At 65.0% G+C, this 13,696-nt stretch carries 13 protein-coding genes and 2 tRNA genes; 1 reads left to right on the plus strand and 14 read right to left on the minus strand.

Going from position 1 to position 13,696, the window contains the following annotated elements; translation table 11 throughout:
- From ACNJYA_RS19765 to ACNJYA_RS19815, 11 genes are all read right to left on the minus strand, one after another.
- Positions 1–2,877, minus strand: coding sequence for a valine--tRNA ligase (locus ACNJYA_RS19765; protein ID WP_439400592.1), 2,877 nt, complete (start codon positions 2,875–2,877; stop codon positions 1–3).
- 140 nt (positions 2,878–3,017) lie between these two features.
- Positions 3,018–3,785: a PopZ family protein gene (locus tag ACNJYA_RS19770; protein ID WP_172789083.1), complete on the minus strand. Its 768-nt coding sequence runs from the start codon at positions 3,783–3,785 to the stop codon at positions 3,018–3,020.
- Positions 3,786–4,088: 303 nt separating this feature from the next.
- Positions 4,089–5,474, minus strand: a complete 1,386-nt coding sequence (locus tag ACNJYA_RS19775) for a TolC family outer membrane protein (RefSeq protein WP_260379132.1) — start codon at positions 5,472–5,474, stop codon at positions 4,089–4,091.
- A gap of 204 nt (positions 5,475–5,678) precedes the next feature.
- Positions 5,679–6,341 carry a protein-L-isoaspartate O-methyltransferase family protein gene (locus tag ACNJYA_RS19780; protein ID WP_439363041.1) on the minus strand — a complete coding sequence of 221 codons (663 nt, stop codon included), beginning with the start codon at positions 6,339–6,341 and terminating at the stop codon, positions 5,679–5,681.
- A 137-nt stretch (positions 6,342–6,478) separates the two neighbouring features.
- Positions 6,479–6,658: a hypothetical protein gene (locus ACNJYA_RS19785; protein ID WP_439363042.1), complete on the minus strand. Its 180-nt coding sequence runs from the start codon at positions 6,656–6,658 to the stop codon at positions 6,479–6,481.
- A 203-nt stretch (positions 6,659–6,861) separates the two neighbouring features.
- Positions 6,862–6,936 (minus strand) — tRNA-Asn (locus ACNJYA_RS19790).
- Positions 6,937–7,072: 136 nt separating this feature from the next.
- Positions 7,073–7,441 carry a hypothetical protein gene (locus ACNJYA_RS19795; protein WP_439363043.1) on the minus strand — a complete coding sequence of 123 codons (369 nt, stop codon included), beginning with the start codon at positions 7,439–7,441 and terminating at the stop codon, positions 7,073–7,075.
- A 206-nt stretch (positions 7,442–7,647) separates the two neighbouring features.
- On the minus strand, positions 7,648–9,342 hold the full coding sequence (locus tag ACNJYA_RS19800; protein ID WP_172789087.1) for a flotillin family protein: 1,695 nt from the start codon (positions 9,340–9,342) through the stop codon (positions 7,648–7,650).
- 23 nt (positions 9,343–9,365) lie between these two features.
- Positions 9,366–10,025 (minus strand): OB-fold-containig protein, encoded by a 660-nt coding sequence (locus ACNJYA_RS19805; RefSeq protein ID WP_439363044.1) that lies wholly within the window; start codon positions 10,023–10,025, stop codon positions 9,366–9,368.
- A gap of 10 nt (positions 10,026–10,035) precedes the next feature.
- On the minus strand, positions 10,036–11,199 hold the full coding sequence (locus ACNJYA_RS19810) for a PspA/IM30 family protein (protein ID WP_439363045.1): 1,164 nt from the start codon (positions 11,197–11,199) through the stop codon (positions 10,036–10,038).
- A 452-nt stretch (positions 11,200–11,651) separates the two neighbouring features.
- Positions 11,652–11,912 (minus strand): hypothetical protein, encoded by a 261-nt coding sequence (locus ACNJYA_RS19815; RefSeq protein WP_212257044.1) that lies wholly within the window; start codon positions 11,910–11,912, stop codon positions 11,652–11,654.
- Positions 11,913–12,173: 261 nt separating this feature from the next.
- Between ACNJYA_RS19815 and ACNJYA_RS19820 the strand changes: the two genes are divergently transcribed.
- Positions 12,174–12,368 (plus strand): hypothetical protein, encoded by a 195-nt coding sequence (locus tag ACNJYA_RS19820; RefSeq protein ID WP_172789091.1) that lies wholly within the window; start codon positions 12,174–12,176, stop codon positions 12,366–12,368.
- A 78-nt stretch (positions 12,369–12,446) separates the two neighbouring features.
- Here ACNJYA_RS19820 and ACNJYA_RS19825 read toward each other — a convergent pair whose 3' ends face one another.
- The 3 genes from ACNJYA_RS19825 to ACNJYA_RS19835 all read right to left on the minus strand — a co-directional run bounded on the left by ACNJYA_RS19825 (position 12,447) and on the right by ACNJYA_RS19835 (position 13,692).
- A complete protein-coding gene (locus tag ACNJYA_RS19825; RefSeq protein ID WP_439400593.1) occupies positions 12,447–12,593 on the minus strand; it encodes a hypothetical protein in 147 nt (48 codons plus the stop codon).
- Positions 12,594–12,784: 191 nt separating this feature from the next.
- Positions 12,785–12,858, minus strand: a tRNA-Cys gene (locus ACNJYA_RS19830).
- A 93-nt stretch (positions 12,859–12,951) separates the two neighbouring features.
- Positions 12,952–13,692, minus strand: a complete 741-nt coding sequence (locus ACNJYA_RS19835; RefSeq protein WP_439363046.1) for a tRNA-uridine aminocarboxypropyltransferase — start codon at positions 13,690–13,692, stop codon at positions 12,952–12,954.
- Positions 13,693–13,696 lie beyond the last annotated feature (4 nt).

Below are 13,696 nucleotides of genomic sequence, written 5' to 3' on the forward strand. Positions count from 1 at the left end.
CTAAGACGCCTGCTTCAGCCGCTCCAGCGCCTCCAGCAGCTTGGCCTTGCGGGCCAGCGCCGCCTCGCGCTTTTCGCGCTCCTCCTCGACGACCTCCTCGGCCGCGTTGGCGACGAACTTTTCGTTGGCCAGCTTGGACTCGGCACGCTTGATGTCGGCCTCGGCCTTGGCGATCTCCTTGTCGAGACGCGTGCGCTCGGCGGCCACGTCGATCACGCCCTTGAGCGGCAGCGCGGCGACCTCACCGCGCACCAGCAGCTGGACAGCGCCGTCAGGCGCGCGGTCGGCGAACGAGATATCCGACAGCCGCGCCAGGCGCTTGATGACATCGGTCCAGCGCGGCGCGCGCTCCTTCGTCTCGGCGGAGGCGCCGGCAAGCACCAGCGCCGTCAGCGTTGCCGGCGCGATGTTCATCTCGGCGCGCACCGAGCGGATCTGCGTGACGAGGTCGATGACCCAGCCGATCTCGGCCTCGGCCTTGGGATCGGCAAAGTCGGCATGATCGAAGATCGGCAGCACCCAGGCCGGCGAGACGAGCGCATCGGTCGGTCCCGTGGTCACCGCGAGCATCGCGAGCTGCTCCGGCGTCGGCTCGACCGGCCTCAGCGGCCACGGTGCCAGCGCGAGCAGGCCGTCGCGCTTGGCCGTCACCTCCCACAGCTCTTCGGTGATGAAGGGCATGAAGGGATGCAGCAGCTTCAGGATCTCGTCGCGCGCCCAGGCGACCATGGCGCGGGTCTCGTCCTTGGCAGGGCTGTCCGGACCGAGCAGCACGGGCTTGGCGAGTTCGACATACCAGTCGCAATAGACGTTCCAGACGAAGCGGTAGATGCTGCCGGCGGCATCGTTGAAGCGATAGGCCTCGATCGCCTCGGTCACCTCGCGCGTGGTGTGGGCGGTCTCATGCGCGATCCAGCGGTTCAGCGTCTCCTTTGCCTTCGCCGGCTCGAAGCCTTCCGGCACGGCGCAGTGGTTCATCTCCGCGAAGCGGCACGCGTTCCAGAGCTTGGTCGCGAAATTGCGGTAGCCTTCGACGCGGCTGGTGGCGAGCTTGATGTCGCGGCCCTGCGCTGCCATCGCCGCCAGCGTGAAGCGCAGCGCGTCCGCGCCGTATTCGTCGATCAGGTGGAGGGGATCGATGACGTTGCCCTTCGACTTCGACATCTTGGCGCCCTTCTCGTCCCGGACGAGGGCGTGGATGTAGACGGTCGAGAACGGCACCTCCTTCATGAAGTGCAGGCCCATCATCATCATGCGGGCGACCCAGAAGAAGATGATGTCGAAGCCGGTCACCAGCGCATTGGTCGGGTAGTAGCGCTGCACCTCGGGCGTGTCGTCGGGCCAGCCGAGCGTCGAGAACGGCCACAGCGCCGAGGAGAACCAGGTGTCGAGCACGTCCTCGTCGCGGGTGATGAAGCCTTCGCGCTTGTTGCGGTCGAGCGCCATCTCGCGGCCCTGCTCGGCCGTGATGACCTCCTGCTCGACGTAATAGCCGAGCGCGTGGCTGACGGCCTCCTCCTCGGTCTCGGCGACGAACACCTTGCCGTCCGGCCCGTACCAGGCCGGGATCTGGTGGCCCCACCAGAGCTGGCGCGAGATGCACCAGGGCTGGATGTTCTCCATCCAGTCGAAATAGGTCTTTTCCCAGTTCTTCGGCACGAACGTCGTTTCGCCCGAACGCACCGCGGCGATCGCAGGTCTCGCCAGCGTCTTGGCGTCGACGTACCACTGGTCGGTCAGGTAGGGCTCGATCACGCTGCCAGAGCGATCGCCGTGCGGCACCATGTGGGTGTGCGGCTCGATTCGCTCGACGAAGCCGAACGATTCCAGCCGCTCGACGATGCGCTTGCGCGCGGCGAAGCGGTCGACCTTGTGGAACTCCTCGGCGAATTGCGCGGCGCCTTCGGGCAGGTCGCGCAGATAGTCCTCATTGTCGAGGAGATCGAGGCAGCCTTCCCTGTCGAGCACGCTGATGCGACGCAGGCCGTGGCGATTGCCGACCTCGAAATCGTTGAAGTCGTGCGCCGGCGTCACCTTCACCGCGCCCGATCCCTTCTCGGGATCGGAGTACTCGTCGGCGACGATCTGGATCTTGCGGCCGACCAGCGGCAGGACGACGTTCTTGCCGATCAGCTTCTGATAGCGCTCATCCTCCGGATGCACGGCCACGCCGGTGTCGCCGAGCATGGTCTCGGGGCGCGTGGTGGCGACGACGATGAAACTCGAGGGATCCTCGGGGCTGAAGGTCTTGCCCTCGATCGGATAGCGCAGATACCAGAGGCTGCCCTTGACCTCGGTCTGCTGCACCTCGAGATCCGAGATCGCAGTGAGCAGCTTGGTGTCCCAATTCACCAGCCGCTTGTCCTTGTAGATCAGGCCCTCACGGTGCAGTTCGACGAACACCTTGATGACGGCCTTCGACAGGCCCTCGTCCATCGTGAAGCGCTCGCGCGACCAGTCGCAGGACGCACCGAGCCGCTTGAGCTGGTTGATGATGGTGTCGCCGCTCTCGGCCTTCCACTGCCAGACCCGCTCCAGAAACTTCTCGCGGCCCATCTCGCGGCGACCGGGCTGCTGACGCTCCATCAGCTGCCGCTCGACCACCATTTGGGTGGCGATGCCGGCATGGTCGGTGCCGGGCTGCCAGAGCACGTCGCGGCCGCGCATGCGCTCGAACCGGCACAGGATGTCCTGCAGCGTGTTGTTGAGGGCGTGGCCCATGTGCAGCGAGCCCGTCACGTTCGGCGGCGGGATCACGATGGTGAAGGGCACGGCATCACGGCGGTCGGGCCGGCCAGCCTTGAACGCAAGGCTGTCCTCCCACACCACGGACATGCGGGTTTCGATATCGGCGGGCTGGTAATTTTTCTCGATCATGGGGCTGCTAGAAAGCCGCGGGAGGGGGCCAAGTCAACGAAAAGGTCAGGGAAAAACGAGGCGGCAACGGCGCTTTCCGGCCCGGTCGGGGCGCGGATATGACACCCAAGCCGGGCTTTATGAGGGCCTGTCGGCCGCCCTCAGCGGCCGCCGCGCGAGACCCGCTCGATTTCGGCCTTCACGATGCGTTCAACGAGGCCCGGCAGGTTGTCGTCGAGCCAGGACTTCAGCATCGGCCGCAGCATCTCCTTGACCAGGTCCTCCAGCGTGCGCGCGTTGCTGCTGAGCACCGTATGGGCCAGGGAGTTGAAGGCGGATTCGACCGCGGAGACCGTCGATTGCGCGAGGATCGGCTGCTGCGGGGGCAGCGGCGGCGCGTCGAAGTCCACCGGCGCGTAGGACGGCGGCGGAGCGGGCCGCGGCGGTTCGGCGAATTCGAGATCGTCGCGCGGCTCGACCTTGCGGAAGCTCGGCGGCGGCGGAGGCGGCGTCGGGTCCATCGCCATGTCGTCGGTCAGTTCGAGCACGTCCGGCTCGGGCTCTGGCTCTGGTTCGGGCGCGCGGACCTCGGGCGCAGGTGTGGCCGCATCGAGGCCAGCCAGCAACGCGTCGATATCGTCCTGGCTGTTGGATGCGTCCGCCGCGGGCGCCGGCGCAGGTGGCGGCGCCGGCTTTGCGGCCGGCGGCGGTGCAGCGGGCTTCTCGGCAGCGGGTTTGGGTGGAGCGACCTTGGATGGCGGAATGTCGTTCATCGCCTGCGGCTTCGCCGGCGCGGCGGGCGCCGCCGCCTTCTCGGGCTTGGCGGCCTCGGCCGGCGGGGGCTTTGCCTCATCGTCGGCAATGATGCGCCGGATCGAGGCCAGAATCTCCTCCATGGAGGGTTCTGTGACCTTTGCAGGCTGCGTCATCTCCGACTCCACATCATCAACGCCCTCGCATGCGTTGTTTTACACCAAGCACGGCAGGATTGGCCGGTTCCGCAACGACAGGCCCGTCATTTTCGTCGCCGCAGCCCGACTTGTCCCCAGATCACGGCTCAACGTGCAGCGGCGTGCCCCTGCCCCCGGCACCGAAGCGTTACGCACACGACATCAACGCGGGGCGAATCGACCCGCATCATCTTGGCAAGGCTATGTCAGGGAGTTTGATGATTGCAAGCAAAGCACCGGTCGACCTCGGCTGTTGGCGAGATCGACCGGATGATTGCGGGATCAGCGCCCGTCAGGCGTGCGCACGCCGGCCCAGCTGTCGCGGACCTGATGGTAGTGAACGCTGGGGTCGTAGACCGTGGTCGCAAGGCCGAGGACTTGCGGCGAGAGACGCCCGACCGCAGCGAGGACGTTATAGGATGCAACGACGCGATCGTGCTGCGCGGTCACCAACGCAACGCGCGCATTCACCAGCGCCTGCTGCGCGTTGAGCACGTCCAGCGTGGTGCGCTGGCCGGCCTTGGCCTCCTCACGTACGCCGTTCAGGGCGATCTCGGATGCCGCCACCTGCGCCTGGGCCGACTGGACCTGGGCCTTGGTGGCCTGCAGCGAGCCCCACCATTGCACAACCGTCGCACGGGTCTGGTCGCGGGTCGTTTCGAGGTTGAGTCGCTGCTGCGCCAGGTTTTCCTTGGACTGGCGGATCAGCGCGTATTCACTGCCGCCCTGATAGATCGGCACCGAGAGCTGCGCGATCGCGGATGCGTTGAACGAGCGCAACGAAATCAAGGACTGTTCGTTGGCCTGTGTGGCCGATGCCTGGATCGTCATCGTGGGCAGCAACGCACCTTCGGCGACCTTGACCTGCAGGTAATTGACGTCGATGCCGAACATCGCAGCCGTGACGTTGGGATGCTCGATCAGGCCAAGCTCGATCGCTGCGGCAAGCGTTGAGGGGAGGAAACGATCGACAGGTGATCCGGGTGCAAGATTTGCCGGCTCGTTGCCGATGATGCGGCGGAAGTTTGCGCGCGTGGTGGTGAGATTTGCTTCCGCGGTAAGGGCCTGCGTCCTGCCGGCGGCCAGCTGTGCTTCCGATTGCGCAACGTCTGTGCGAGTCACTTCGCCGACGTTGAAGCGATCGCGGGTTTGCTTCAACGTCTGCTCGAGCACGCGCACGTTACTGCGCTGGACTTCAAGCGTGGCCGCATCGCGCAGATAGTCCATGTAGGTCGTCGCAGCCTGAAGCAGCACACTTTGATCGAGGCTGCGCAGCGCTTCGCGAGCACCGGACACCTGGCTCTCCGCCGCCCGCGTTCTGTTAGCGGTCTGATTGCCATTGTAGAGTGTCTGCGAAGCGGTAATTCCAGCGCTGCGAGGTAAGGTGGTTCCGTGGATTGAGTTAGTGCCGACGCCGCTCTGCAGATCCTGGTATTGATAGCCACCGCTCGCGGTCATCGACACCCGAGGACGATAGCCAGACAAGGCCTGCGGCACGTTTTCGTCGGTCGAGCGCACCTGGGCACGCTGCGCGTTGAGCTGCGGATTGTTCTGATAGGCGCGCACCAGCGCGCCATCGATCGTATCCGCCAAGGCAGGCGTCGGCCCGGCAAGCGCCAGCAGCAGGACCGAAACCGCAGCTCCGGTGAAGAGCTTCACCCCATGCATCCGTGAAATTCCGTTCATTCTAACGCCCGACTCGTGCCCGCGAGCTGGGTTACCGTATCAGTGGAGTCGTTGCCCCGCCGCAACATAGGACGCGGCCAACCGCGACGGAACTACCCGAGGGTAGTTCTCAGTGGAAACTCTTCACGTGCAGCATCCCGGCCACACTTCTGATTCAGAACGGGATTTGGGGCGGCTTTGGGGCCGTCAGAAGACAAACGCAGCCGCGCGCTCCAGCCCGGGAAGGACCGGGGCGGCGGCGTCGAACAGCGCCCGGTGGCCGAATTCGCCGTGGGTACGGGTCACAATCATGGCGCGCGGCGGCCTCGATTCGGCCGACACCCCCACCAGGCGCCCACCCTCCTTCAGCTGCCCGAGCAGAGCTTCGGGCAGCACTTCGGCCGCCCCGTTGAGGACAATCACGTCATAGGGGGCGGCAGCGGGATCCCCGTCGGTACAGGCCGCCGCCTTGCAGGCGACATTGGCCAGCCCCTGGGCGGTGAAGGCGTCCCCGGCCTTGGCGGCCAAAGCCGAATCGCACTCGGTCGCCGTGACCTGCCGCGCCAGCTTGGCGGCCAGTGCGGCGAGATAGCCGGTGGCGCAGCCGACGACCAGCACGTTGTCACCCTCGCCGATTTCGGCGGCCTGAAGCAGCTTGCCGGTCAGCGCCGGCTTGATCAAAAACCGCTTGGCGGTGCCTTCGCTCACGTCGAGATCGAGATCGAGGTAAGCCAGCGCCTGCCTGCCGGCCGGCACAAAGGCTTCGCGCGGCACCGTGAGCATGGCATCGAGAACACGACGGTCGGTGACGTCATTGGTGCGCACCTGGCCATCGACCATTTTTTGGCGCGCGGTCGAAAAACCGGACATTTGCGGACCCTGCAATGCGGACGATGCCGCGGAGAAAAATCGCGGCATCTTTGGAGCATGCTCGGTCAAAACGCAACATGGCCGTTGGCGGTGGCGCACCGCGCTCCGCAACCCTCCTGATGGGGGCGCGACGAGCCCTATTCGATGGCGACGGCCAGGCGGCCGATCAGGGCAGCGACCTTGTCCAGCCTCGCCGAATCCGGCGCCTCGACTGCGCGCGCGAGACAAGCGAGGCATTGATCGTCGCTGAGCTCGGGAATGCCGGCCGGCAGAATCGAGGGGGCGATATCCGAACGGTCGACCTGGATCTCTGGCATGGGAATCAGCTCCGCAAATGTCCGGCAAATCCACGCTCGACGTGAATTGAGTCGTCCCAATGGCGAGACGACGACCGACGCAAACACATCTGTTTGACCCCGATTCCGCGCCGGACCACGGGTGCAATGTTCAAAGATCAGGGAAAGCAGATCGCGCGCCGCGTTAGGAGGCGAACACAAATCATTGAAATATCTGAAAGATTTGGCTCCCCGGGCTGGATTCGAACCAGCGACCATCCGATTAACAGTCGGATGCTCTACCGCTGAGCTACCGAGGAAAAGGCGAACCATTCGTTCGCGCGCGGCTGCGTATAACAAAGCCGCTTGCGCTTGCAAAGGACGAATTCGTCATCATCCGCAACGCGCTCGGGAGGGGCCTGGAATGGCCTCTCCTCCGGCCCTGCCGGGCAAAGACTATTCGGCGAGGAACGAGGTGGTCTTGGTGCCGGGGTCGTAACGCAAGCGGAGCGCGGTGAACTTGCAGAGATTGACGTTCTTCCACAGCACCGACTCGTCATAGTTCTGCCAATCGACGCGAATGTTCCAGACGCAGCCCTCGTCGTCGTCGTCGAACTCGACATAGGTGCTGGCCTGGTTCTGCAACACCTTGTCGAGTTCGTTCTCCCATTCGTCCAGCCCGTCATCCGGCGCGTTGAAGCCGAGGAACTTGATGGCATAGCCGGTCTCGTTGACGACCGTGACGTTGCGGGCATCGGCCGCAAGCGACGGCGCAGCGGCGATCGAAAGACTGACGGCCATCAGTCCAGACAGAAATTGCTTCATGTGAAATTCTCCGATCGAAACAGGTCTCAGCGCCCGACGTCGATCGACGCAGGCGCTGCGGCAAACAAAACGTTGCCTCAAGACAAGTCCGGAGCGAGATCGAACGATTCAAGAGACGATCGGTCTGCACTTCCGAACGTTTGCGCGACGCGAGACGCGCCCAGCCTGTTTATCGGTTGGAATTCTCCGCAGCAATGAACGGGCATTCATAGTTCGGCAGGGCTTGTTTTCTCCGGCACAGGCGCCGGCACGGCCGCGCCGTTGCTCTTTCCCGTCACGGCGCCGACCAGCGCCTTCACCGGATCGTCGCCCGGCGCAAAGCCGCTCTGGCGCAGGATCTCGTCGATCATCGGGCGCAGCGCGTGCACCTTGAGCAGCTCGCCGGCAAGGCCTTCGCCGAAGCCCACATTGCCTCCGCCGGCGCCGTTGCCGCCGAAAGCGCCGCCGGTGTGCAGGATGCGGACGTCCTTGAGGTTCGCGATCGGCTTCACCATCTCGGCCAGGGCCGAGGGCATGGTCTCGATCCGCTTCTTGGCGATCTCGAAATCGATGACGTTGCTGCCGAGCTTGTTCTGCGCCTCGTTCTTCATGGTGATGACGGCAGCTTCCGCCTCGCCGATGTTGCGCACGCCGACCGCCTTGATCTTGTTGGATTCGGCTTCCGCCGTGGCCAGCGTCTTAACGGCCTCGGCACGGTCGAGCGAGGCCTTCTTCTCGGCTTCGGCCGCAACGATCAACTCGGTCGACTTGCGCTCGGCCTCGGTCCGGGCGGCGAGCACCTGGGTGAGACGGGCGCGATCGGCGACCTCGACCGCGCGTGCAGTCACGACCTTTTCTTCGGCCGAGACGGCGAGCGCTTCGGCGGCCTTGGCCTCGGCAACGGCTTCCGAGGTCTGCTTGCTCTTCGCTGCGATCTGGATCTCGTTTTCCTGCGTCGCGATCTGGATCTCGCGCTGGGCGTCGGTCTTGCGCTTGTTGATTGCGAGGTCCGACTCGATGACCGCGGTTTCCTTGACCTGCTTGGCGCCGGCCTCCTTCTCGGCAACCGCCCTGTCGGTGTCGATGCGGGCATTCTCCTCGGTCAGGCGCGCGGTCTGCGTCGCGGTTGCGACCTCGGCGCGGGTGCTCGCGGTCTTGTTGGCGATGTCTCGCTCCTGGGAGAGCTCGGCTTCCTTCTTGGTCCGCTCGATCCCGAGGGTCTGCTGCCGCGCCTCGAGGTCCTTTTGCGCGATCGCCACCTCGTTGTCGCGCACGATGGCGTTGCGATCGCGGCGGCGGGTCTCGGTGACCGTCTTCAACTGGGTGAGACCTTCGGCGTCGAAGAAATTCTCCGGGTTGAAGAACTTGACGTCGGTCTGGTCGAGCTTGGTCAGCGACACCGATTCCAGTTCGAGCCCGTTCGATTTCACGTCGGACTCGACCGTCGATTGCACGTGCTTGACGAAGTCCGAGCGCTTCTCCTGAAGCTCCAGGATGCTCATGGTCGCCGCGACCGAGCGCAGACCGTCGACGAATTTCGCTTCGACCTGGTTGCGTAACGCTTCGGCGTCGTTGGTCAACGCGCCCAGCGTCTGGCTCGCGAGCGCGATGCTTTCCTCGTCCGGGCGGACGCGCACATAGAACTCGGCCACGATGTCGACGCGCAGGCGGTCCTTGGTGATGAGGGATTCCCGCTCCTTGCGCTCGACGGTGAGCCGCAGCGTCTTCAGATTGACGCTGGCGTAGGAGTGGAAGATCGGCAGGATCATGGCGCCGCCGTCGAGCACCACCTTCTTGCCGCCGAGCCCGGTGCGCACGAAGGCCTCGTCGCGGGTGGCGCGCTTGTAGAGAATGGTAAAGACGATCCCCAGGACGACGATCAGCGCGACGCCAATCACGGCCGGGACTGCGATGTCGAACATGGCTTTCTCCGCTGTAGGACTTGCTAACTGCTTAGAGTGGGCTTGGACGGCTTGAGTTCATCGTCGGCCTTCACCGCGACGAAACGGGTGCCATCGCGGTCGACCAGCAGGACCATGGTTCCCTGCGGCAAAGGCCCCGATGACGGCGCCGCGACCGCCGAGACGAAATGACGGTTGCCGTGGACGTCGGCGACGCTGACGCGGCCCGGCGGCCCCTGGTCGAGCGGGCCGACGACGACCTCCCCGATGCGGCCGACGAGATCGCCCAAGCCGACGACGTAGCTTTCGTCCTTGGGAATGATCCGCGCGATAGCCCGGCTGGCGGAGCGGACCAGCGGAACCGACACCACGACGGCGGCGGCAGAGGCGACCGTCGCCGGCAAGGGACCTGCAACAAACCGGGCGATGTCCTGGATCAGGAAGCCGGTAATGGAAAAGGCGCCGAGCAGCAACAACAGGAAGATCAAGAGCGGCACGCCACCGACATTGACCCAGGAGATGGCATTGAGCACGCCGTTGTCGCTGGGATGGGCGAAATCGATGTTGGTGCCGAGCATCTCGCTGAGCGAGGCCCCCACCAGCATGGAGACCACCTCGATCGAGCCGACGATGACGATCATGGCCGCCGCGATAGCGAACGGCCTGACTTCCGGCGACATGACGTGTTCGAGCAGAGCGCTCATGACACGGCACTCAGGAGCCCGACTTCAACCGGGCCAGCCGCGCTGCAATTTCCTTGTCGCGATGCAACGTGCTGAGCTCGTCGATGTCGCTCGAATAAGGGATGCCCGGAGGCACGCCGGTGGCCCGCGCCACCGCCCTGCCCGCGCGCAACGCCTTCGCGGCAGCGGAGGTGCCGCCGGATTTCCGCGACGACGTTGATGCCTGTGGGCTGGCATGTGCCTCGCTCTTTTCGAGATCGGCGCGGCGCTGCTCGGCATCCTGGAGCGCCGACAGCACCGCGCGCAGCGAGGTGACGCATTGCTCTATCTTCTCGTTGTTCTCGTCGATGGCCCGCGAGAGCACCTCGAACTGCGCCTCCAGATCCATCTGCCGCGCGATGCCGGCGCGAGCGAGATCGTCGCGGCCATCGGCGATCGCGCCCTCGATCTTGGCGGTCAGATCGGTCATCGCGCGCTCGATTTCGCTACGGCGCGCGTTGAGGCGGTATTCCTCGGCCCGCGCGGCGGCGAGCGCATCTCGCGCTTCGCTCTCGGCGCGCTCGATCTCGCGGATGGCCTGTCCGACCACCTTGAGCTTGTTCTTGCCTTCCGCCTGCTCGATCGCATCGTACGCGATCCCGGCGATCAGGCGCCCGACACGGGACAGGAAGTTGTCGGGAGCGGCAGCGATGGTATCCATGGCGTTCTCCTCCTCTGGCAGGCTGTTCGGCGTGACGCCGTAGTGAACTTCGAAACCGTCGTCGGTGCGGATGAGGCGCGCCGGCACGCTCTGCCCCCAGCCCTCGGCATAGCCGGCGTAGTCGAAGGGCACGCTGAAGCGCCCCTGCACGGTCGCGATCGAAATGGTGGCGGGCCCTTTGATCTTGGCGAGCTTGTCGTCGAGCGGCAGGCGGCGTCCTTGGGCGGCGCGATACTCCGTGCGGTCGCGCAGGCCGAGCGTCACCAGCCGCGAGGGCAGCGCGGTCTGTTTGCGGATCGGCTCGTAGGCATGGGCGTGGATCAGGACCACGTTGGAACCCACATTGTGAGCCCGCGCCACCTCGTCGAGGATCTCCATCATGCGGTCATAGGCCTGAAACGTCGCCTCGATGGCGGCCTTGGCGGCCGGGTCAGGGGCAAGCCTGTAACGCAGCGCAGACGGCGCGTGTCGGGGCGATTGGCTCATGGAAAGCACTAAAGCACCATTTTGGTGCTTTCGAAAGAGGAAGCTCGATCACGTTCCGCTGATCCCTATGCACTCTGTCGGTTAGTCGCGGCGCTCCGGGCCCGCGTTCAAGGCGGCCTGATCACCCCTAGCTCACGGCCGATCAAGACTTCTTGCACGCGTCGGTTGCAATTTGAGGCGAAATGCGGGGACGGTTCGGCAGGCCGTGGTTCATCAATGGGGCTTCGAATGCTGGAAACCAACTGATATCGGCCGGCGCCGCAACTTCTTCGCGTTTACGAATCATTCGGTGAGCTAATTTTGACAGAGCTATGACGATTGCCGACCAGGATGCGACGAGAGAGCGAAGCATCCACGTCCGGTATCCGCAGCAAATCCACAGCATATCCACAGGGTGACTGTGGCGGATTCGCGAGCCCGTGCGATGCCCTTGCTGCGCACAAACCCACAAGCGGGGCCGTTCAGCCACCCGCCTGGTCGAACACGGATCGGCAGGCCTCGCTGAGGCTGGCGCGGTTGCGGCGCAGGCAGGTGGTGATGGCGCGGACGTTGGGGATCTCGCCGGCGCACAGCCGGTAGACGTCGGGGGTACAGGCCCGCCGCTGCTCCGCTGTTCCCTGCGCATGGGCGGCGGAGGCAAACAGCGTCAGGAACAGCCCGACCGTCGAGGCGCCCCGCGCCCGGCTCTTCACGCCCGCAAACCGCAAGAATCTCGCCTTCATGACCAGTCTCCCGCTCTACCCTGCCCGCTCCGGCCTGCATTGGCCGGCATGGTGCAAAGGGGTAGGAGAAATAAACCGCTGAGAATGTGATCTCTTTCACACCCGCCGCGAGGCGGCGGCGCTTAGGGTTCCATGGGGATTTTCAGGAATCGCTAACCATTCGGATCCCGATCGCCGCATCGTTAAAATGCGAACGATCGGGTCAATCCGGAAACAAACCGACTTTGCGACATTGCGCCATCCGCGTTCTGCGAGGGTGTGATGAGCGAAGCCGAATTCAATTTGCTGCTGGATGCTGTCCGGGACGCCATGGTCTTTGAAGATTTCGCGCCCGTGCCGGTGGAGGAATTCGTGCCCCGCTCGTGGAGCTTCGACGCGACGCCCAAGGCTGCCAATGACAACGAGGGCGCCTGGCCCCTCTTGCCCTTTCCCGACGGCTGGTACGCGGCCTGCTGAGGCCGACTTCACGTCAGCGGATGCGGCTCGCCTTGCGGGCGGCCCACCACCGAGCCCCCACGCCCAGCGTCACGACGATCAATTCTTGGCGCGCTCGTCGCCGTCCTGCGGCGCCCGCTCGGGTGCGGCCGGTGGGAAGATGCTGTCATAGATCGCGCGCGCCTCACGAATGAGACGAGCCCGCTCCAGCTCGGATTTCGAGACAAATCGGACGATTTCGCCCACGTGCTCTCCAGCGCTCAGTTGATGGGAACATGCATCGCTTCGCACATGCGAAGTCTGTGCCATGGGACTGAATCGCGGGTTTCCGCCAAGCCCCGGACAAACCCGGTGGGCGCGGCAATGCAGGCCTTGCCGGCACTGCCGTGAAAGCCGCGGCGAGTTCGCACTTTTGCTGAAAAATCAGGAGCTTGTAATGGAGGCCACGACCAGAATTGAACTGGTGTACACGGTTTTGCAGACCGTTGCGTAACCACTCCGCCACGTGGCCCCGTAGGGGCGGAGCAATATAGGGGATCAATGGCCGAGGCAACCGCCTTCGTCCGACTTTGACGGCACTAGCCTTTTCCAATGTGGACCAAAGTCAGGCGCGCTTGCCGCGCCGGAAGTCGCGCCGACGGCTCTTCGGCGCGGGTTTGGGCGCGAGTTCCGGCATCTCTGCCTGGACCTCGCGGTAGCGCGCCAGCATCCGTTCGAAACTGGTAAGCAATGTCTCGGCGATGTCGGAACGCCGCTCGAGGCCGGCCAGAATCGTCGCCGCCGCTTCGATGGTCGAGAGACCGTCGCGGCGCGGCTCCTTGCGCAGGCGTCCGTAGCGCGAGGGGCGTGACGGATTGAGGATCACGCGCTGGCATTTCAGCATCCAGGGATTGCGCCACCACAGCGCCTTGGCCTGGCTCCAGGTGCCGTCGAGCAGCACCACGCCTTCGAGCTTGCCGAGGAGCGCGCGCTGGTTCTCCGCGACCTCGCCCTTGCGGTTGAGCGCGACGATCTCGCCTTCAGCATCGAGATCGGCCGCGCGTGCCGAGCCGAGATAGAGCACGGCCCAGTGCGAGGCAATCTCGACCGGCCGTCCCAGCGCCTTGGACAGGCTTGGCCAGGACAGGCCGACCCGCACGGTGGCATCGGCGAAGTGCCTGGCCAGCAGCCGCGCCGTGCCGAGCGCTCTGTCCTGCTCCTGCGGATGCTGGAGGATCAGGAGCGAGAGCCGGTTCTCGATCGGCGTGACGCTGTCGCAAATGCAGAGCGGCATCGGCTTCTGGCAATGCGGGCATTCAGGGATCGGTTCGGCCGGCGCGGCGACGGTGTCGGGCGGGTTGGACATGGCG

Source organism: Bradyrhizobium sp. BLXBL-01 (assembly GCF_051853025.1).
GTDB lineage: Bacteria > Pseudomonadota > Alphaproteobacteria > Rhizobiales > Xanthobacteraceae > Bradyrhizobium.